Source organism: Fluviicola sp. (assembly GCF_029266855.1).
Classification (GTDB): domain Bacteria; phylum Bacteroidota; class Bacteroidia; order Flavobacteriales_D; family Crocinitomicaceae; genus Fluviicola.
The window spans coordinates 1-20,069 of record NZ_JAQSWB010000010.1; the positions used below are offsets into that span (position 1 = coordinate 1).

19 protein-coding genes are annotated in these 20,069 nt (G+C 38.0%); 7 read left to right on the top strand and 12 right to left on the bottom strand.

What is annotated here, in order from left to right:
- Positions 1-172: 172 nt before the first annotated feature.
- Complete coding sequence (gene pfkA / locus K0S23_RS17010; RefSeq protein WP_300359913.1) at positions 173-1,156, bottom strand: 6-phosphofructokinase; 984 nt, start codon at positions 1,154-1,156, stop codon at positions 173-175.
- Positions 1,157-1,201: 45 nt separating this feature from the next.
- Here pfkA and K0S23_RS17015 point away from each other — a divergent pair, with 45 nt between their 5' ends.
- The 3 genes from K0S23_RS17015 (at position 1,202) to K0S23_RS17025 (ending at position 3,334) form a co-directional block, all read left to right on the top strand.
- Positions 1,202-1,807: a sigma-70 family RNA polymerase sigma factor gene (locus K0S23_RS17015; RefSeq protein WP_300359914.1), complete on the top strand. Its 606-nt coding sequence runs from the start codon at positions 1,202-1,204 to the stop codon at positions 1,805-1,807.
- On the top strand, positions 1,797-2,843 hold the full coding sequence (locus K0S23_RS17020) for a tetratricopeptide repeat protein (protein WP_300359915.1): 1,047 nt from the start codon (positions 1,797-1,799) through the stop codon (positions 2,841-2,843). Before K0S23_RS17015 ends, K0S23_RS17020 begins: the two co-directional genes overlap by 11 nt.
- 77 nt (positions 2,844-2,920) lie before the next feature.
- Entirely contained in the window at positions 2,921-3,334 is a 414-nt protein-coding gene (locus K0S23_RS17025; RefSeq protein WP_300359916.1) for an OsmC family protein, read from the top strand.
- A 39-nt stretch (positions 3,335-3,373) separates the two neighbouring features.
- Here the strand turns inward: K0S23_RS17025 and K0S23_RS17030 are convergent, their stop codons facing one another.
- Both K0S23_RS17030 and K0S23_RS17035 read right to left on the bottom strand, forming a co-directional pair.
- Positions 3,374-4,516 (bottom strand): 3-hydroxyacyl-CoA dehydrogenase NAD-binding domain-containing protein, encoded by a 1,143-nt coding sequence (locus tag K0S23_RS17030; RefSeq protein ID WP_300359917.1) that lies wholly within the window; start codon positions 4,514-4,516, stop codon positions 3,374-3,376.
- A gap of 95 nt (positions 4,517-4,611) precedes the next feature.
- A complete protein-coding gene (locus K0S23_RS17035; protein ID WP_300359918.1) occupies positions 4,612-5,385 on the bottom strand; it encodes an enoyl-CoA hydratase-related protein in 774 nt (257 codons plus the stop codon).
- Between the two features lie 243 nt (positions 5,386-5,628).
- Here K0S23_RS17035 and K0S23_RS17040 point away from each other — a divergent pair, with 243 nt between their 5' ends.
- Entirely contained in the window at positions 5,629-6,726 is a 1,098-nt protein-coding gene (locus K0S23_RS17040; RefSeq protein WP_300359919.1) for a T9SS type A sorting domain-containing protein, read from the top strand.
- Between the two features lies 1 nt (position 6,727).
- Here the strand turns inward: K0S23_RS17040 and K0S23_RS17045 are convergent, their stop codons facing one another.
- The 5 genes from K0S23_RS17045 to K0S23_RS17065 all read right to left on the bottom strand — a co-directional run bounded on the left by K0S23_RS17045 (position 6,728) and on the right by K0S23_RS17065 (position 13,166).
- Complete coding sequence (locus K0S23_RS17045) at positions 6,728-7,741, bottom strand: WYL domain-containing protein (RefSeq protein WP_300359921.1); 1,014 nt, start codon at positions 7,739-7,741, stop codon at positions 6,728-6,730.
- Positions 7,742-7,775: 34 nt separating this feature from the next.
- The gene (locus K0S23_RS17050) at positions 7,776-9,650 is read right to left on the bottom strand and encodes a sensor histidine kinase (protein WP_300359922.1); all 1,875 of its coding nucleotides are present in this window, start codon (positions 9,648-9,650) and stop codon (positions 7,776-7,778) included.
- A 208-nt stretch (positions 9,651-9,858) separates the two neighbouring features.
- Positions 9,859-11,286, bottom strand: a complete 1,428-nt coding sequence (locus tag K0S23_RS17055) for a TonB-dependent receptor (RefSeq protein WP_300359923.1) — start codon at positions 11,284-11,286, stop codon at positions 9,859-9,861.
- Between the two features lie 48 nt (positions 11,287-11,334).
- On the bottom strand, positions 11,335-12,414 hold the full coding sequence (locus tag K0S23_RS17060) for a cytochrome c peroxidase (protein WP_300359925.1): 1,080 nt from the start codon (positions 12,412-12,414) through the stop codon (positions 11,335-11,337).
- The gene (locus K0S23_RS17065) at positions 12,411-13,166 is read right to left on the bottom strand and encodes an MbnP family protein (protein WP_300359926.1); all 756 of its coding nucleotides are present in this window, start codon (positions 13,164-13,166) and stop codon (positions 12,411-12,413) included. Before K0S23_RS17065 ends, K0S23_RS17060 begins: the two co-directional genes overlap by 4 nt.
- Positions 13,167-13,271: 105 nt before the next feature.
- On the opposite strand from K0S23_RS17065, the gene K0S23_RS17070 reads away from it, so the two are divergent.
- Entirely contained in the window at positions 13,272-16,418 is a 3,147-nt protein-coding gene (locus K0S23_RS17070) for an exodeoxyribonuclease V subunit beta (RefSeq protein ID WP_300359928.1), read from the top strand.
- A gap of 69 nt (positions 16,419-16,487) precedes the next feature.
- On the opposite strand, the gene K0S23_RS17075 is transcribed toward K0S23_RS17070, so the two are convergent.
- Genes K0S23_RS17075 through pyrH form a run of 3 tightly spaced genes read right to left on the bottom strand, consistent with a single transcriptional unit; the run spans position 16,488 to position 18,149 of the window.
- A complete protein-coding gene (locus K0S23_RS17075; RefSeq protein WP_300359930.1) occupies positions 16,488-16,850 on the bottom strand; it encodes a hypothetical protein in 363 nt (120 codons plus the stop codon).
- The gene (frr, locus tag K0S23_RS17080) at positions 16,851-17,414 is read right to left on the bottom strand and encodes a ribosome recycling factor (protein ID WP_300359931.1); all 564 of its coding nucleotides are present in this window, start codon (positions 17,412-17,414) and stop codon (positions 16,851-16,853) included.
- A 27-nt stretch (positions 17,415-17,441) separates the two neighbouring features.
- The gene (gene pyrH / locus K0S23_RS17085) at positions 17,442-18,149 is read right to left on the bottom strand and encodes a UMP kinase (protein WP_300359932.1); all 708 of its coding nucleotides are present in this window, start codon (positions 18,147-18,149) and stop codon (positions 17,442-17,444) included.
- A 117-nt stretch (positions 18,150-18,266) separates the two neighbouring features.
- Here pyrH and K0S23_RS17090 point away from each other — a divergent pair, with 117 nt between their 5' ends.
- A complete protein-coding gene (locus tag K0S23_RS17090) occupies positions 18,267-18,623 on the top strand; it encodes a hypothetical protein (RefSeq protein WP_300359933.1) in 357 nt (118 codons plus the stop codon).
- Positions 18,623-19,030 carry a DUF2007 domain-containing protein gene (locus K0S23_RS17095; RefSeq protein ID WP_300359934.1) on the top strand — a complete coding sequence of 136 codons (408 nt, stop codon included), beginning with the start codon at positions 18,623-18,625 and terminating at the stop codon, positions 19,028-19,030. Before K0S23_RS17090 ends, K0S23_RS17095 begins: the two co-directional genes overlap by 1 nt.
- Positions 19,031-19,098: 68 nt before the next feature.
- Here K0S23_RS17095 and K0S23_RS17100 read toward each other — a convergent pair whose 3' ends face one another.
- Positions 19,099-19,983 carry a DNRLRE domain-containing protein gene (locus K0S23_RS17100; RefSeq protein WP_300359936.1) on the bottom strand — a complete coding sequence of 295 codons (885 nt, stop codon included), beginning with the start codon at positions 19,981-19,983 and terminating at the stop codon, positions 19,099-19,101.
- Positions 19,984-20,069: the final 86 nt, after the last annotated feature.

Here is a 20,069-nt window from a genome sequence, read left to right on the forward strand (position 1 = left end):
TACTTTTCAACTCCCTCCGTTTCCGAAGTGCTTATCGTTCTAAGCGGTGGCAAAGGTACCCACTTATTTTACTTCTGCAAGAGTTTTTGAAGATTATTTTGTGAAAAACATTCAACACAGATTCTAACTCCCTGAATCAATAGTTTTTAAAGGGTAAAATATTTTTCAGAAATTATCCTTTCGTCAGCAATGACCGCAGTAATTCAATACCAGAATCATCCATAGAGACATTTCCAGTAGTACCTTCCAGAATATTTTGGCACACCAGATCCTTCCCGATTAAACCAATCATGAGTGATTTTTCTCCATCAATTAACAGATCAACTGCCTTAACTCCCATTCTTGTAGCGAGAATTCTATCGAATGCAGATGGACTACCTCCTCTTTGAATATGTCCCAGGACAGAATATCTCAGATCATATCCTTCAAGGAAAGGCCTTACCTTTTCCATGATTTCGCGAGCTCCTCCTTCTTCATCACCTTCCGCTACTATTATAATAGAACTTCGAATTCCTTTATTTTGATTCTTTATTTCTTTGGCCAGCAAATTAATCTCGGTTAACGTTTCGGGAATTAATACCGATTCAGCCCCACTTGCAATAGCACTATTCAAGGCAATGTAGCCGGAAGCTCTTCCCATTACTTCAACAAAAAAAACGCGATGGTGACTCGAAGCTGTATCTCTGATCTTATCAACGGCTGCTGCAACTGTATTCAAACAGGTATCATAACCTATTGTGAAGTCTGTCCCGTGAATATCATTGTCAATTGTTCCCGGCAATCCGATTACCGGAATATCAAACTCTTTTGTCAAAGCCATTCCACCGGCATAGGTTCCATCTCCACCAATTAATATAAGTCCTTCTATTTGGTGTTTCCTTAAATTCGCAACTGCTTGCTTCCTTCCTTCGATGGTTTTAAAGGCTTCGCTCCTGGCTGTCCCTAATATTGTACCTCCCAAATGAATGATGTTATTGACATCTGTGTAAGTTAATTCCCGAATTCGGCCTTCAATCATTCCTTTATATCCGTCTTCTATGCCGAACACTTCGATTCCTTTCCCAATTCCAGCTTTAACAACTGCCCGAATACACGCATTCATTCCAGGGGAATCTCCACCGGAAGTCAAAACTCCAATTCTTTTCAGATTACTCATAATACTTGTAAATTTAAGTCCTTACTTTTATAGTATATAAATTTTATGGAATTATTTCATTTAATGCATCTCTATGTCATGATGTTGTTTCAACGCGGACATAAAAGGTACAGCAATCTGTCGGACCTGGATTTAATCCAACTTTATAAGCAGGAAGAAAACTTGTTTACCATACCTCTATTATATGAAAGATATGGACACTTGGTTTTGGGAACATGCATCAAATACTTAAAACGATACGAAGATGCGGAAGATACTACAATGAAAATCTTCGGTGAATTGAATCAAAAAATAGAAAAGCACACGATACAACATTTTAAATCCTGGCTCTACCAGGTAACCAAAAACGAATGTTTGATTCATCTTCGCAAGCAGAAAACACATCAAACCCCGATCCATGAAAACCTCCTGCAGGCTGACAGCCATGAAACAGATGAAGTGAATGAGCGGGAACTTAAACTGACAAAACTCGAACAAGCTATTCAGCATTTAAAGGATGATCAGCGGATTTGTATCGAGTTATTCTATTTACAAGATAAGAGCTATCAGGATATAAGTGATGAATTGAATATTCCTTTAAATACTGTAAAGAGTTCAATTCAAAATGGGAAACGGAATTTAAAAATTTGGATGGAAAGTCATGAAGAATAAAGATTATATCTCTCGAAATGAATTTGAGAAACTCCTCCAAAAGTTCTCACCGGAGGATGCGACCGATCAATTAACTGATTTTGAACGCGATGCGCTTGAAGGATGGAAACATTCTGACATATCGTTCTCCAAAATGAAGCAATTGGATCGCAAAATGAAGTTTCCCAAAGGAAATTTCACTCCTTATATATTAGGTCTTTCGGCTCTGCTGGTTATCGGAGTGGTATTTTTATTAACTCCACAAAAGAACAATTCTCCCGAACAAAAGAAACCATTAGTAGTAAAATTGGAGAATACAGATATTAATATTCCTGAAGAAATAGACACACTTGAGGTGATCCCCAAAAAAGATCAGATTACAGTGCACGAGATCAAAACATCTCAAAACGAAATCAAGAACCTGCCGATTGAAGATAAAAAAGAAGAAAATATCGAAATCCCTTTCCCGGAATTGGTTTTAGAACCTTTACCACCAATGATCGAACAGAAACCGGTAACCGTTTCAAAGCAAAAGATTGCAAAAGAAATTTACCTACAGGATCTAAAAGCGATTGATTACTCTCATTACAGAACTAAACCTACCGTGCAAATCGAGCAAATTATCCTTACCGGAATTCCGGCTGATCAGGAAAACAAGGATGATATTGTTCAGGAAGAACCTCAAATGAAACTTATCAATATTCCATACATGGATTATTTAGACAAAACATTGAGTTATACGAACCGGGGGAAATGGAAGCAAGCGCTTTCCAGATTCAATGAGATCATTCAAAATTATCCGGATGATGTGAATGCCCGCTTCTACGCCGGTTGGTGTTATTACAATTTAGGTCAATACAACGAGGCATGCATTAATTTCTCTGCTTGCCTGCAATTGGAATTTTCGAATTTCAATGATGAAGCTGAATGGTATCTGGCCGAAAGTCGATTAGCAAACGGTGACAAGAGTAGTGCGAAGGAGTTATTTATCAAAATCAAAAATCAAAAGGGTTTCTACTCCAAACAAGCTGAAAAGGTTTTGAAGAATTGGAAGTAATGAATATTACTTATCTTAGGATATCTTTTCCACCTTTATTTTGTTTCATTATTCAATAACTTCAAAAAAGAAATATCATGAAAAGAAAGGCTGAAGCCGTGTGGAACGGAACGATCAAAGAAGGAAGCGGACACCTTACAACGCAAAGTACTACTTTAAATAAAACTCAGTATTCTTTTAACTCCCGTTTTGAGGAGGGTGTGGGGACAAATCCGGAAGAATTACTGGCTGCAGCACACGCAGGTTGTTTCACCATGAAATTGAGTGCGGATTTAACGGAAGCAGGTTACACTCCTGGAGAACTGAAAACAAGTTCAAGCATTACATTGGATAACGGAAAAATCACACTTTCAGCTTTGAAACTGTCGGCAAAAATTCCTGGAATTTCTAATGATGAATTTCAACGAATTGCAAAAGGTGCGGAGCAAAATTGTCCGGTTAGCGGAGCTTTTAGTTTTGAGATTACCTTAGAGGCTGAATTGGTGGCTTAATCATATAAAAAAAGCCCGGACATTTTTGTCCGGGCTCCTTTATTTTGCTAATCTCTTCAACAACGGATTTGGGCGATACCTGTCTTCTCCATACTCCAGGAATAAATTCTCCATCCTGCTCAAAACAGTTTTCAGACCAATTTCTTCCGACCAAGCCAATAATCCCTTCGGGTAATTCACTCCTTTTATCATTGCCAAATCAATATCTTCACGACTTGCAATATTTAAAAACAATGCATCATAGGCTTCATTAATAAGCATTGCAAGAATGCGATCTACAATTTGCTGTCCTAATTTTTCATCTTTTTTTGGAGCCGGCATCTCTGCTCCTTCCGAATAATCATAATATCCACGGCCCGTTTTTCGTCCGAGAAACCCGGCTTCCATATGTCTCTTTTGAGTAAATGAGGGTTTGAAGCGCGGATCGTAATAAAATGCAGCAAAAACGGTTTCGGTTACTGTATAATTGATGTCATTTCCGATATAATCCATCAGTGTAAATGGCCCCATTCTGAATCCGGCCAATTCCGTCATTGCCCAATCAATCGTTGCGAAATCTGCCAGACCTTCTTCGTAAATACGTAAAGCTTCTCCATAAAATGGCCTCGCAACCCGATTCACGATGAAGCCCGGAGTGTCTTTACAAACAACCGTTCGTTTACCCCATGAATCAATAATCGATTTCGCAGCAGTCAGGATCTCTTCACTTGTTTGAACAGCAGGAATAATTTCAACCAGGGGCATTAAAGGTGCTGGATTGAAAAAATGAATACCTATTACACGGGCAGGAAATTTCAATACAGAACCAATAGACGCTATTGATAAGGATGAAGTATTCGAAGCGATAATACAATCCATTCCAACAACTTCTTCGATTTCCTTAAATACGGCATGTTTTACCTCCAGTTTTTCGACAATGGCCTCGATGATCAAACCTGCTCCCATGAAATCAGTCAGCTGAGTGGAAAACTTCAATCGATTCAATAATTGGCTTTTCCCTGATTCATCCAAGCTGCCTTTTTCAATCATCCGATCAAGAACCTTAATCAAAGACATTTTTGCTTTATCCAGTTGCACCTGGTTTACATCCACCAAAACCACCTCGTGCCCTGATTGAGCTGCTACCTGTGCAATTCCAGCCCCCATTGTTCCGGCACCTAAAACTCCAATTTTACTTTTCATTATTATTATGAATGAAATTATCAATGGAATACCGATCAATTATCAAGGAAATTCCTTATTTAATTGATCATTCATGATTGATAATTAGTACTAAACTATTTTCCTATAAAAACCGGGCTTCTCTTCTCTAAAAAGGCATTCACACCTTCAGTAAAATCCTCAGATCTTCCGGCAAGTGTCTGCAATTGTTCCTCAACTGCCAGTTGTTCTGTCAAGTCATTTGTAAAACTTGCATTGATTGCGCGTTTTGTCAAACCTAAACCATATGTAGGCATGGAAGCTATATTTTCAGCCAATTTGATCAATTCATCCTCAAATACATCATCAGCAACGGATTTATAAATCATATTCATTGATACTGCATCTTTTGCGGACACTTTTTCTCCTGTCATCATCAGAGCCATTGCTTTTTGCATTCCTACCAGACGGGGCAGGAAGAATGTTCCTCCAGAATCCGGAATCAAACCGATCTTTGAAAATGCCTGGATGAATGAAGCGGATTCCTTTGCTATAGTTAAATCACAAGCCAAAGCAATATTTGCTCCTGCACCGGCAGCAACGCCATTTATTCCAGCAATGATCGGCTTTTCAATATTTCTGATCCGTTCAATAATCGGATTGTAGTGATCTCTAACGATGGATTGCATTTCAGGGCCATTCGGATTAGTAGCTTCAGCGAGGTCTTGTCCGGCACAAAAAGCTTTCCCTTCTCCTTTGATAACGATCGCACGAACAGAATCATCTTTCTCACATTCATCCAAAGCTTTTTGTAAAGCAATGGCCATTTCTTTATTAAAGCTATTGAAAACCTGTGGCCTGTTTAAGGTGAGTGTACAAACTCCGTTTTTGAATTCTTGAATCAGTGTCATTCTCGATATTTTTTAGAAACAAAGATAAGAAAAAGCGCTAGTCCGCCGCGGTGCCAGGATTGAATTACAATCTGTGGCTGACGTATTCGTAAGACAGTAAGAGAAAGTAACGCCTGTTTCTAAAAGGAAGAAATCGCAGAATCCTGGAATCGGTCAAATGTTAAAAACAGCATTTAAAATGTTAAAATTCAAAATATTTATTTGTAATTCACTAATTTTCAGGCAACTATTATTCATTAAATCATGCTGAAATCCACAATTCTCTCATTGGCATATTGCCTATTGTTTATCCCGAACGCATTCTTTGCTCAATGCGTAGACGGTGAATCCGAATTAGTAGCACCCTATGCAAGCACCGACTCCAACGATGGAATAATGTTTGATATCACTACAACAAACGAGATTACCATTTTCTGTTTTGACGCAAATCTACCGTCTTCAACCACCGGATCTTATGAGATTTATTACACAATCGGCACTTATGTTGGCTCGGAAAATACAGCTGCCAATTGGACACTTGTTGGGTCTTCGGGATCAGTAACAAGTAATGGAGCAAATACTGCAACTCCTTTGGATATTCCTGTAAATCTCGTTATTCCGGCAGGACAAACTTATGGATTTTACATTACAGCTTCGAATCCCGCTCAATCTACAGCCTTATTATCAACTTCAAATGCAGGATATGGAACTATTTCTTCGAATGCAGATCTGACTATTTCCGGTGGAATCGGAATCACGTATCCCTTCAGTACTATTAGTCCGGACAAGAGTTTCAACGGAACTGTACACTATATGCCGGGAAGTGCTCTTCCAGTAGAGTTCATCGACTTCACAGCGGTAAAAATCAACGAATCAGTTCTCTTGGAATGGGGAACAGAGTTCGAAATCAACAACGATTATTTTGAAATTGAGCGTTCATCAAATGCAATAGACTGGAATCGGCTTTTAACAACAAAGGCGGCCGGGGAAAGCACTTCTCCCAAAGAATATCAGGAAGTGGATACCGAACCACTTGATGGAATAAGCTATTACAGATTAAGTCAATATGATTTTGACGGTAAACAAACGGTTTTAAAAACTGTTTCGCTGAACAACAAACTGGAAATCGGACCTTTTGAAATTCGTGTTTTTCCAAATCCGGTAACTGAAAGAGTAAGAGTTTTTGGCAGCAAAAACGAATTGGAGAGTTTGAGAGTTTTCAATTCAATAGGCCAGGATATTTCGCGAAATTTGTCAATACTTCCCCATAATGGCTACTCAGAAGTTTATTTTGATAATCAGCAAGAAGGAGTTTTTGTTCTTAAGACCAAAACAAATTCTCAAATTATAATCAAAAAATAATCTACTGATGATAGTTTTCTACCATAGTTTTGATGCGATCCATAATATGATTTCGCAATAATTCCGGTTCAATCACAATGATTTCACCTCCATAACTCAGAATAGTCCGGATCAGTTCTTCGGAAATATACACCTTCATTTCAAAGGTTGTTTTATTCTTGCCTTCCTTGATTATCTTCTGAGTTGCATGAAAAGGCTGCGATTCAATATATTTCGCCGCAATATTATCTGCTTTAAAAACAACAATTTCAGGCTTGCCGTTACTTGCGGTAATTCCAATTGCATGTTCAAAAAACTGGTCGGGATTAAATGTAATGGGAGAACGAAACACTTCTTCTGATTCCTGCAGATCATAAATCCGATCCAAACCATAGGTAATAATTCCTTCCTTAATTAAATCATAACACAACAAATACCAGCGATTTCTATACTCTTTCAATAAAAGCGGTAATACTTTGCGTGCTTTTCTTTTTTGTGTCTGGAAGCTTTCGTAATCAAAATAAATGACCTTCCCATCTTTGATTGCATTCAAAATCGGGTTCAGGAATTCACTTCCACGTGAAGAAACCGGTGTTTCGAACTCTACAAAGCGGTCGATTGATTTATCATTAATATCATTCGAAATATTTACCCGATCGACAATCTTATCAATTGCGAATCCGAATTGTTTGAACATTCCCACGTCCTTGAACTGGCTCAGTGTATTTGCAGCAAATCGAATTGCTTCAATATCCGATTCGTTCAAAGGAATTTCATCAAGGGAAAATTCGGGATCACTGTAATAATATCCGTTATACCTTTTGGAATATTTAATCGGTGCATCATGTTCCATTTTCATGGCAAACATGTCTTTTTCGATGGTGGAATCACAAATATTTGCACCATCAACACTTCCGAACAATGCTTCTTCACAAGCTTCACGCAGCATTGCTTTTGTCGGATAAGGTTTGTAATTATTTCTCAATGCGCGATCAATAATTCTAAATCTCAACAAGGCATTCTTAATATGCGGCATAACACTTCTTTCAATCTAAATTATCAAAAAAAACTCAATTGAACTTCGAATGCCGCTCATCAATTGAAAATTCAATAAACAAACCGAAGCCCTCCCCCTCACTTATATAAGAATAGCTTGCATCCAATTGCTGGATAAAGGCACTCATAATTTCCACTCCTGTAGATGATTGCTCCAGGAATTCTGTTTTTCCGTTATATCCGATTCCATTGTCTTTTACAAGGAGTTCATAGCTTAAATTCTTTTCAGGGTGGTTCTTTAATTCAATCTCAATTAGACCGTCTTTTCTGTCAACGAAAGCATGCTTATAGGAGTTCGAGAGGAGTTCACACATGATTAATCCAACCGGAACTGCATAATCAATTGCCAAATTGATTTCTTCCACGTTGACCTTCACTTCAATGTTCTTATTGTAACTCGAAAATGATTCCCCCATTTGCGAAATCAATTTATTCAGGTAAGCACCCATTTCGACGTAAGCTGAATCATTATTTAAATGAAGCTGGTTATGGATTAAAGCAATTGCACGAATTCGTTCTTTTCCTTCTTCAAGGATTCGAAGTGCTTCAGGATCCTTTACATTTCGCGATTGGAGGTTCAAAATACTTGAAACCACTTGTAAATTATTTTTGACACGGTGGTGAATTTCCTTCAAAAGGCTTTCCTTCATTGCCAAAGAGTTCGAAATTTCTTTGTTTTTATCGTCTATTTCTTCTTTTTGAAGTTGAAGTGCCTTATTTGAATCACTTTTCTGACGGATGAATAAATAAGAAATACTGATTATCACGACAATACTCATAAGAATTAAAATAAGGACCAATCTTAGCTGCTGGTTCTTACCGCGTTCTTCTTCCAATAAATATTGGTTTGATTCCGTTTGGAAATCCTTTTCCAGTTCGAATACCAAATTTTCACTTCGGAGGTTTTCAAGTAAGTCATCTATTTCATTTCTTCTAACCGAATAGTAATAGGATGAATCTCTATTGTGTTTAAGCTCATAATAATGTTCCAAACATCCATATACCTGAAATAAATCCCGTAATTCAGTAGCCTTTTCATTCCTCAAAACCTTATCAAAGTAGGTTTTTGCAAAGTCTAATTGATTGGTGTACAAATAAATCTCGCCCAAACTTGCATTGGCATACTGTTCAGCGAACCTCCAATTATTGGATTGGGCAAGCTTCTTGGCAAATTGAAATTCCCGGATCGAGTTACCGATGTCATTATTAAAGAAATAAACTTGTCCGGCAGAATTTGCTACCTGGAAACCATAAGCAGCACTCATCTTATCAGTCAATGTTTTAGCTTCTTGAATGTGATTCAGCGATTTTTCAAATTCACCTTTTTCGCTGTAACAATTAGCCAGTACCAGACGGCATTGAAGTAAAAGGTACTTATCTGTTTTGTTAGACTCAGCAAGGATTTTATTCGCTTTTTCTATGAGCAAATCATAGTTTTGACCAAGACTTTCATAAACAGCACTGTATAAATTCAAATACAATTTATCCTGCTTCTTAACTTTAAAAAAAAATTGAAAGCGCTTGGCCTTATTGATCTCAAATTTTACACGGGCAAAATCTCCATATGCGCTAAAAAATTTGATCTTCTTAATGGTGAGGATGTAATTGATTTCTGCATTACGGAAATCTTTGTATTTGTTATCCAGGAATCGAAGTCTTTCATTTGCCTTTGAAATATCCACAATCATCTCTTCCTGCAACTTCTGTATTTCCCGATTAAACTCCCCTCGGTCGTAATTTTTTTTCTGGGAATAACTTATAATTGAACAATGTATGAACAGAAAGAGCAGAAGGCAATGCTTCCGGTTAAATAGAGGTAAACTTTCTGACAAGCGAATCATTTGCACATAGATAGCAGCATTGTTTACCAATGTAAGGAATAAATTCACATCCCGAAAATATAATGAAACATTTGTGGGAGAAATTCGAAAATGAAAATATTGAATCTAATTCGGAACAAACGTATTTCTTACCGGCAAGCTTTGTGTTTTAAACCGGTAAACCAGAGTGACATAATAAAAAAACAGGAGGAACTTTACATTCCCCCTGTTTCATTTAATATTGATTGAAATACTATATAATCTGCTATTGTTTTTACTAGGAGTTAACTAAAGCATTTTTCTTCTTCTCATAACCAAAGAGTTCGAAATGCTTGATCGCTTTTACTACATTTTCCGGAACGTCATCTTCCCAACTGGTAATTCCAGCGCGAATTTTTGACAACACATCATCAGAAAGGATTTTCAATGCATCCATATCAAATTCCGAAATTGCTGCCAGCTTGTTATTATCCTGTAAAAACTGAACCAAGCCACGAAGGTGTTTTGGAATAGTCAACTGATCCAATGTGTACAAATCTCCGGTATCTACGTTGAGAGCCGGATAAACATACATTTTCACATTATGCCCGAATCCGACACCAAATGCTTCCAGCAATCCACCAGGCAGATTGTCATAATAACGCTCATCAAAGATGGTATGCAAATTATAAATTCCGGCGATTACCCCCATTTTTTGTCCACGGGCGATCGTTGCCAAATAATCCAGCATTTTATAATGCTTCAGGTAATTTGAAATCATTACCGTGTATCCTAATGATTCCAGTAATTCAGCACGATCGATAAAGTCCTTATCCGAAATTTTCCCGTCAGCTGTTAAATCTTTCAGAGTCAATTCAAAAATCACCGACAAATTATCCTCACGGACTCCTTCTTCTTTCAGGAACTGTTCTGTTCCATGTGCGATCATATCCAAATGCACTTTCGTAACAGGTCTGAATCGACCACGCATTAACAAAATATTCTTTTTGTACAATGCAGCGGCAGGTTGAAGAACTGTACCACATAAATCAAACATGGTTGCATCGGTCATTCCTCTCTTAACCAGGTTCAGTGCAATAATCCGGTTATCTACCAAACCAAGATCCGGTCCGGAAACACGTAACATATCTACTTCTACCCGATCCCGCGGAATGCGGTGCACCAGGTTCGTTAAAAATTCTTCTAAATCTTCCGTTGAGAAGTAAGCAGCATGAATCAGATTCACACCCAAAATACCCAAAGCTTCCTGTTGTGCCTTATGAGAATTATCATGCATTTTTACGTGCAGAATAATATCATTGAATTCACCGCCCTGTTTTAACTGAAAGCGTAACCCAACCCAACCCTGGCCTTGATTTGTTTTATGGTAATTTAAAGATTCAACGGTATTACAGAACGCAAAAAAACGAGCTACTTCCTGTTTTTTAGGAAGACGTTCGCACAGCGTATCGTATTCTGTCCGAAGCATGGTAATTAAACGCTCTTCGCAAACATATCTCGATGCAGCACCATACATGGCATCCGACACTTTCATATCGTATGCCGACTGAGTGTACGCTATCGTTCCGGAGCTACCTCCGGCTTTAAAAAAGTTGGCTGCAACTTCTTGCCCGGCACCAATTTCTGCGAAACAACCATAAATGTCACTTGTTAGATTAATTTTCAAGGCTTTCTCCTCGGTGGTTAATCTTCTTTCGTCTACCATTTCTTCCATATCACTTGTACAAATGTACTAACAATTAGACTTACTTCGTTAGGGGTTTAACGGTTTAAAGTCAGGATTAGTTACAAAATTAGGATCTGTTAACGTTAATAAAAAAGCTTTCAGCTGATTCCGTTGCGCCGGATCCAATTGAACACCTCCCTGACTTGCAGATTCCATAGACGGATCTATTGTTGACGATTGCTGAATACCCGTTGAATAATGCTCAATTACATCATCCAATGAAGTAAATCTTCCATCATGCATATATGGAGCAGACAAAGCAATGTTTCTCAAAGTAGGAATTTTGAATTTTCCGTTATCCATAGGATTATTGGTTACACCCCCTCTTCCAAGATCTGAAAACACAGCATCCAACCCATTATTGGAAAATTTCTGCACTTGTAACAGGACTCCGTTATGACAATGAAAACAATCAGCACCATTCAAACTTTTGAACAAATCAAAACCCGCCCATTCTTCCGATGTAACTGAGTTTTTAACAAGCAATTCTTGTGATGTCAATGGAATATTATTCGCAAACTTATACATCACATCGTATTTGGATTCTCCTGAAATCATTGTCCGTAAAAACTGTGCTATTGCCTTTGCTACCAATTCTTTAGTAACGAGTGTTTCACCAAATGCCCGGTAGAATTGGTTGCGATATTCCAAATTACCCTGAATGCGAGATACTGCCACCTTCCATTCCAAATGCATTTCAATTGGATTCTGAACGGGTTGTAAAATTTGCTCTTCCAATGTGGCAGAACGCCCATCCCAGAAAAAGAAGTTTTGCCATCCCAAATTAACCAAAGCCATAGAATTTCTGGTGCCCAAAGCTCCGTTAACACCCTCGGAAAACTGGTTAGGATCTGAAAAAGCTGCATCCGGAGCATGGCAGGAACCACAGGAAATTGAATGATCTAATGAGAGTTGTTTATCATAAAAAAGCATTCTTCCCAACAAAACGCCTTCTTCCGTCATAGGATTATCCGAAGGAATATTCATTTGTGGAAAATGACTTGGAGTTTTAAGAATATAAGGTGTTGGATCATATCCTACCTTTTCCTTTGTACATCCAATAAACAAGATCAGTAATCCTAGTACACCAATAAAAATCCGATTCATAATTTGCTGATTGAGGCTACGAAATTTTGCCGCGCTTTTTCTGTAATCACGAATTCTGCATGGTCACTGTTCGTTATGGGTTCCGTTTTCACATCAATCGGACTCGCCGGATTTTCAAAGAAATTTTTCACATCAATCTTTAACCAAGCTTCATTAAGTGTTGAATTCACTGCTGACCAATTCAAATTGGAAATCGTTTTTGAAGTATAATAATCATCCGTTCCAACGTGGTACATCAAGTTAAAATCTGTATTCACCACTCCATCAACAATTGTATCCACCTTAGCTTCCACCTTAAAAAAAATATAACCCGGATTCCAATCCCAGTGCATATCACTTGCAATGGCAATATTTAAGGGATTTGAAGTTGGGAAAAAGCTTGGGTCACTATGGTTTATTGAACTTGGCACACCAATTCCAAATTGAATGGATAATGGATTCGAAACAACTTGATTTGCCTGAAAAACACGAGTTCCTGTTTCTCTAAAATTAAATAAGGCAGCATCCTTGAGAATAGAGTTTCCTGATTTGATATCTGTAAAATAAGCTTTCAATTCATAAAAACGAATTTTATATCCATTGCTCAAGGTGTAAATTGAGTCCAGGTTTAATTCTTCCGAGCCAAACATCGGTTTCATAGATAACCTTGCTTGCATAACAGTTGGAGTATCCTCTATTGCTTCATCCTTCTTCTTTTTACATGAAAACAAAGTTACAGCCAGAGATAACGCAAGAATTGAAAAATAGTTCATTGAGTTCTTTTGCAACGAATTTAAAATAAAATGTAGAGAAATCCTAAAACTACCCACAAAGACCTAGGATTTTAGGTAATTTCGAAAGATTATTGATTGATCGGTATGAATTCGGATGTAAGCAAGCCTTTTTTGATCGTAAACGCTTCTGCCGGAAGCGGTAAAACGTACAATCTGGTGCGTAATTACCTGCGTTTGCTCTTATCTGAAAATGAAAACAGGGCAGAAATCAACCAGATCATGGCAATGACCTTCACCAATAAGGCAAGCATTGAAATGAAGTCGCGGATTATGAGTGATTTGGACAAGCTTGCTAATGGAAAAGAAGAGGCCAAATCGTATTTGGAAGAAATTGCCGGTTTTGTGGGAACAACTCCGGAGGCAACTCAAAAAAAGGCTCGCCTGGTACTTCGGAAAATCCTGCATCAATATGAAGACTTCAATGTGATGACCATTGACAAATTCAATCTGAAACTAATCCGTTCTTTTGCCAGAGATTTGGATTTGCCGGAAAATTTTGAGATTTCATTGGATGATACATTGATCCTTGAGAAGGCGATCGATGAGCTTTTAAGCAATATTGACGCAAAAAATCAAACGAAGCTATACCAGCTTGCACTGAATTTTGCGAAATCAAACCTCGAGGAAGAGAATGACTGGAACCTGAAAAAAATTCTTTTAACGAAGGCCAAAGTATTAACAAACGAAGGATATTTTCAGATCATTAAAACACTTTCAAAAACAGATTTTAAAAAAGAACAACTGGATCTTTGGAAATTGCAGTTCAAGGCCGAAAAGGAAGAATTAACACTTCGGCTGAATGCTTTGAACAGATTACTTTTGGATACAGGAGTTGATGCCAATGCTTTCGCCGGAAAATCGACCACTTTTAAACCCATAATTTTCAACCTGCAATTGAATCCCGAACTGATCTTTTTCCTAAAAGAAAGCAAACGGACAGATGCGAACCATGCGAATATCATAAAAACCATCGAGGAAGGAAAAGAAACGGCATTTTCAAGTGCTTACCTGAAATTCCTTGAGTTTATTGCAGAGAAAAGTGCTCACTGGATCGAATTGGATTTTAAGATCCAGCAATTTCATTTGCTTGCAATTCTAAAAGAACTGGCTCTTAGCATGGATGAGATCCGGAACAAGGAATCCATTATCCGGGTAAGTGAATTTAATAAATTGGTTGCCGAGTTGGTTCAAAACGAAGACGCTCCGTTCATATACGAACGCCTGGGTTCCCGATTCAATCATTTCTTTCTGGATGAATTCCAGGATACTTCACGCCTGCAATGGCTCAACATTGTTCCTTTGATTCATAATTCACTGGGGGGCAATTATTTCAACTTTATTGTTGGTGATCCCAAACAATCCATTTACCGTTTCAAAAACGGAGTAGCCGAACAATTTATCGCATTACCGGCAATTTACAACCCGGAAGAAGAGCCGTCCATTGCACAGCGCTCACTCTTTTTTCAAACAATGGGAACAGTTCAAGGCCTGGAAGACAATTGGAGGTCAGCCGAAAAAATCGTAGCCTTCAACAACCAGTTCTTTGAAGAACTACTGCAATTTATGCCCGAAAACGGTCAGGAATTTTACAAGCACCTGAAACAAAATCCCAAAGGAAAAAAAGGCGGCTATGTAGAAATGATTCTGAATCCGCAAAAAAATATTGATACAATTAAATTCACCAATGATCAATTACTGCTTTGGGTGGAGCAATGTATTGCAGATGGGTATAAGCCTTATGAAATTTGCGTTCTGGGAAGAAAAAAGCGCGACTGCAATCAGTATGCGAACTTCTTAAAATCCAAAGGCTATCAAATTGTTTCATCCGATTCATTGCTGGTCAACAGCGATCAGTTTGTTCAGCTTGCAATTTGTTATTGCAAATGGAAGGTCAATCGCTTTGATTATCAGCGTGCCATGCAATTCGCTTATTTTTATTTTGAGATCCTGGAGAAAAGAGATGCATTTGAAACCTATGGAAATTGCTTTCGCATCAATGAGGCTGATAAAACTGTTTATTTCTCGGAGCAGCTCTTTTTTGAAAACAGCAGGCTGAATGCCGATTTCCTGGATGCCAGCTTTCAGAATATTTATTCCCTGCTTGTTGATTTCCTGATGCTTGTGGAACTGGATCCTATTGAAAACACCTATTTGCAGCAGCTATTGGACTTGGCTTACCAATTTGACATGTCGAACGGTCCCGATTTAATGGAGTTCATCAATTATTATGAAAAAAACGAAGGCAAATTCAGCGTCCAGCTTTCTGAAAATGAACAAGCCATTCAAATCATGACTGCGCACAAATCGAAAGGATTGGAGTTTCCTGTCGTGATTATCCCTTCTTTTAATTTTTTCAATGAAGGAAATAACAACGATTCCTATTTAATGGAAATCAATGAACATGTTATTGAAACCAAAATGAGCAAATTTGAAACCGCAATTCCGGCAATTCAAATTGAAGCCGATAAGGAAGATGCTGCTCAGAAAATGGATGCTATCAACTTGCTTTATGTAGCTTTCACCCGTCCCCAGGACCGGTTATACGCCATCAATTTAAAGGGATCACGTAATAGTTTCTACGAAAAATTCAATACGATCTTCAAAAATCTATTCCCCGATGCTTACGAAGAAGACATGCTTCATTTAAAATTCGGGGAATTTCCTGAGATCAAACATCCTTTCAGGAAACATTCTACAAACTATAGTCCGCAATCCATCCAAAACTTCCTGTGGTTTCCAGAAATCAGTATCCAATCGACAAAAGAACAGGAAGAAGATAGCCTGACAACTGCTCAGCGAATCGGAAAGCAATTTCATTTCATCATGGAAAAATCAAACTCCAGTGAAACTGCATTTTCAGCTTTGCGGACCGGACTTCTGAAAGGGGAAATAGAACAGGACTTTGAAGAGATTTTAATCCGGCTTTTAGAGGAAGCTTTTGAAAACAATCTATTGGTCGGATTATTTCAGGGAGGAAAACATCTGAATGAGCGCACCTTGATTTTCGATTCCAAAACAAGATTACGACCCGACAAACTCATTGTCTCAGATCAACAAACAGTTGTAATTGATTTTAAGACAGGTGAGAAAAGCGCCAAACACGAAAAACAGGTACAAGGTTATATGACAGTTTTAAACGAAATTGGGATGTCAAATATTAAAGGGTATTTGTATTATACGGGAGGATTGGGATTGGTGGAAGTTTCTTCAGCAAATATGTTGAATTTGTAACTTCTGGTTGCGAATTCGCGATATTGCGAACAGCCCTCTATTTATAAGTGATCCAGCGTACTTTCAAGTCTATTCTTTATCCAAAAATACCACTCCTTCAGCCACCCGGAAAATCAAGGAATTCTTATCCATATCTTCAATTAACCAATCAATTTCGCTATTTGTGACGGAGTTTTTTATCCGGATTACATTTTTTTTAACGACCTGGTAGGTCCACTGCGTAGTATCCTGACCATAGATCACAAAAGGGAGACCGGATTCATCATCCTTATCTCCCCCTTCAAATTCATAAACTTCCGAATGCTCGATATATTCGCCATTGTTCATCAACATCTTTGTGTATTTCCATCTTCCTTCCAAACGATTTACTACCCGTTGTTTCGCACAGGAAAAAAAGAAGAAAAGTGAAAAGATCAATAAAACGATGCGCATTTAGATAGTCATTATATCTTTTTCTTTCAAATCGACCAAATCGTCCACTTTTTTGATAAACGTATTTGTCAAATTTTGAATCTCATTCTCCGCATCCTTTGTCATATCTTCCGAAAGACCGTCTGCTTTTAAGCCCTTAACCATATCAAGTGCATCCTTGCGGTTGTTTCTGATTCCAACTTTCGCATGTTCGCCTTCAGCTTTCGCTTTCTTTACCAAATCGCGTCTGCGGTCTTCTGTCAAAAGTGGGATTTGTATGATTAATTGTTCACCATTATTTTGCGGATTCAAACCCAGATTGGCATTCATGATTCCCTTCGCAATTTCGTTCAGCATCGCTTTTTCGAAAGCCTGGACAGTCAGTGTACGCGCATCCATGGAATTGATATTTCCGACTTGTTGAATGGGAGTTGGAGAGCCATAATAATCAACCAATACTCCGGAAAGCATGGAAGGTGTAGCTTTTCCTGCTCTTACTTTCGTCAATTCATTTTCCAAGTGATCTAATGCTTTTGCATTTGATGACTTCAAATCATCGTAAATCATTTCTAACTCTTCGGTCATAATGTATCTAAATTGAATCTTAGCTATTTAATTTTTAACAATTGTTCCTACCTGTTCACCTTCCATTAACCGTTTCAGATTTCCCGGTGTATCCATATCGAAAACAATAATCGGTAAATCATTCTCCATACAAAGTGTAAACGCAGTCATATCCATAACTTTCAATCCTCTGCTGTATGCATCTTCGAAAGTAATCACATCAAACTTTGTAGCAGTCGGATCTTTTTCAGGATCTGCGGTATAAATTCCATCCACACGTGTCCCTTTCAGGATTACATCCGCATTGATTTCAATTGCTCTGAGAGATGCTGCCGAATCTGTTGTAAAATAAGGATTTCCGGTTCCTGCTCCAAAGATCACTACACGACCTTTTTCCAAATGTCTTACAGCTCTCCTTCTTACGTACGGTTCGGAAATTTCCTTCATTTCAATTGCAGATTGAAGTCTTGTTTGAAGACCTGCAGATTCCAATGCCGATTGAAGGGCCATGGAATTGATCATGGTAGCCAACATTCCCATATAATCTCCATGAGTGCGGTCCATTCCACCTTCTTCAGCCTGAACACCGCGGAAAATGTTTCCTCCGCCGATAACGATTGCCACTTCCGCTCCCATATCGTGAATTTCCTTGATTTGCTTAGCGTAAACACTAAGTCTTTGGTTATCAATTCCAAATTGTTTGTCTCCCATAAGGGACTCACCACTTAATTTGAGCAGAATTCGACGGTATTTCATAATTATTGAAAGAAGTTGCGCAAATATAGTTGCTTTAATTGAATATTTTAGATATTGAGACGGTTTGAAATTACCTTTTGAAGCAAAAAAACTAACTTTGTTCGAAAAATTACCCGCATGGAAAATAACCTAATACTTGACCAGGCATCTTTAATGAGTTCACTTGACGAAACGGAGTTAAATCTTCTATTCAATTATTTCCAGCAGGAATACAACGATAAATCCATTATCCGAAAATTGCTAAAAAAAGGGTATGATGAACCAAAAGCCATACAAATGATTGTAGAAGCCCGAAAACTTTATGTCGGATATACTTTAAAAAAGAAAGCTCAAAGAGATATTATTTTTGGCAGTTTGTGGTTTATTGGTGGAATTATAGGGACCCTTGCCAATATTGGGTTTATATTTTGGGGAGCCATTCTTTTTGGAATGATGCAAGGTGTTAAGGGAATTACTAATTACAAAAATCTCTGATGGGACTAATTACTTTCAAAACATTTGACAATTCAATTGATGCGCATATTCTAAAAATTAAATTGGAAAGCGAAGGAATCACCTGTTTTCTGTTCGATGAAAATATTGTATCTGTAAATCCTTTGTATTCCAATCTGGTTGGTGGAATAAAACTGAAGATCAACGAAGAAGATCTGCCACATGCAAAGAACATCGTATTCGAACTGGAGCAAACTCCTTACACAACGGATGATGAACAAGTCATTGCTTGTCCGGAATGCAAATCCACCCGAATTGAATCAGGATACAAATCAATGCGTAGTTTAGGAGCAGTCATCTCAGCTATTGCGTCATTTCTGTTATTCATTTTCCCTGTTTACCGGAAAACGGTCTACAAATGTTTGGAATGTGGAAGTGAATTTAAATAAAAGGGGACACGAATCGTCGCGTCCCCAAAAAAGTAGAAAAACCATACAAAATGGTCAATTCATTCTAATTACAATATTTCAACTTTCTTAATGATTGTTTTATTATTAGTATAAACTTTTAAGTGATAAATTCCTTTCTCCAAAAAGCTCAAATCAACAAAAGTATCTTTTCCATACAGATTCCCCTCGTATACTTTCTCTCCCAACAATGAGTATAATTCTACCATTGAATTAGAATCATCGCTATTTGACCGGATGTAAACTCCTCCTTTATCTGTTGGATTAGGATAAACTGACAGCTCTGATTCATATTCTTCCTGAATTCCAGCTGTAGACGTGTAAGTGATCACCAACTTCGGTCGTTTGGAAGCAGTAGGATAATTCCGGGACGCAAAATTAAGTCGTCTGTAATGGCTTTCTGTCTGCAACTTCATCATGAATCCGAAGCTACTTTGCGGGTTATCAACCATATCTTGAACGAGGTCCGTAACATTGGCCTGAAAATTCTGATCACTGGTTGTAGATGCCGGCATACTTACTTGATTCGAAGTTGTCGCTGTAGGACTTGTAGCCCATGTTGTACTTAAATTCCAAGAAGAAACAACACGCTGGATCAGCCATTCGTTACTTCCACTTAAAGTTGAATGACCTCCTGATCCCAAATCTGTTGCTCCGTATAGAAATAGCTGTGCGTCTGTAACAGAAGAACCTGCCGGTATACTTGATAGATCAAAGTAAATAAAACTGTGATCGATACCCGGTGTTCCCTGATAGGTCCACGCGGCAATGGGTAATTCAGGTGAACTGGAAGAACTATAACCTGCAACACTGCAAAGCCTTGTATCCATACCATCAGCCGGACCGGGTTGAAGTGTTAGGGTTTGTCCATTGACAATAGAGATTCCAATAATTTGAAAAAAAGAAAGAAATAATAGTAAAAAAGTTGTTTTCATAGCTGGTATTATTTGATTGATTGCGGCAAACTTACAAAAAATTAATCCACAAAAAAAGCCCCGATAAAATCGGGGCTTTCATTTCA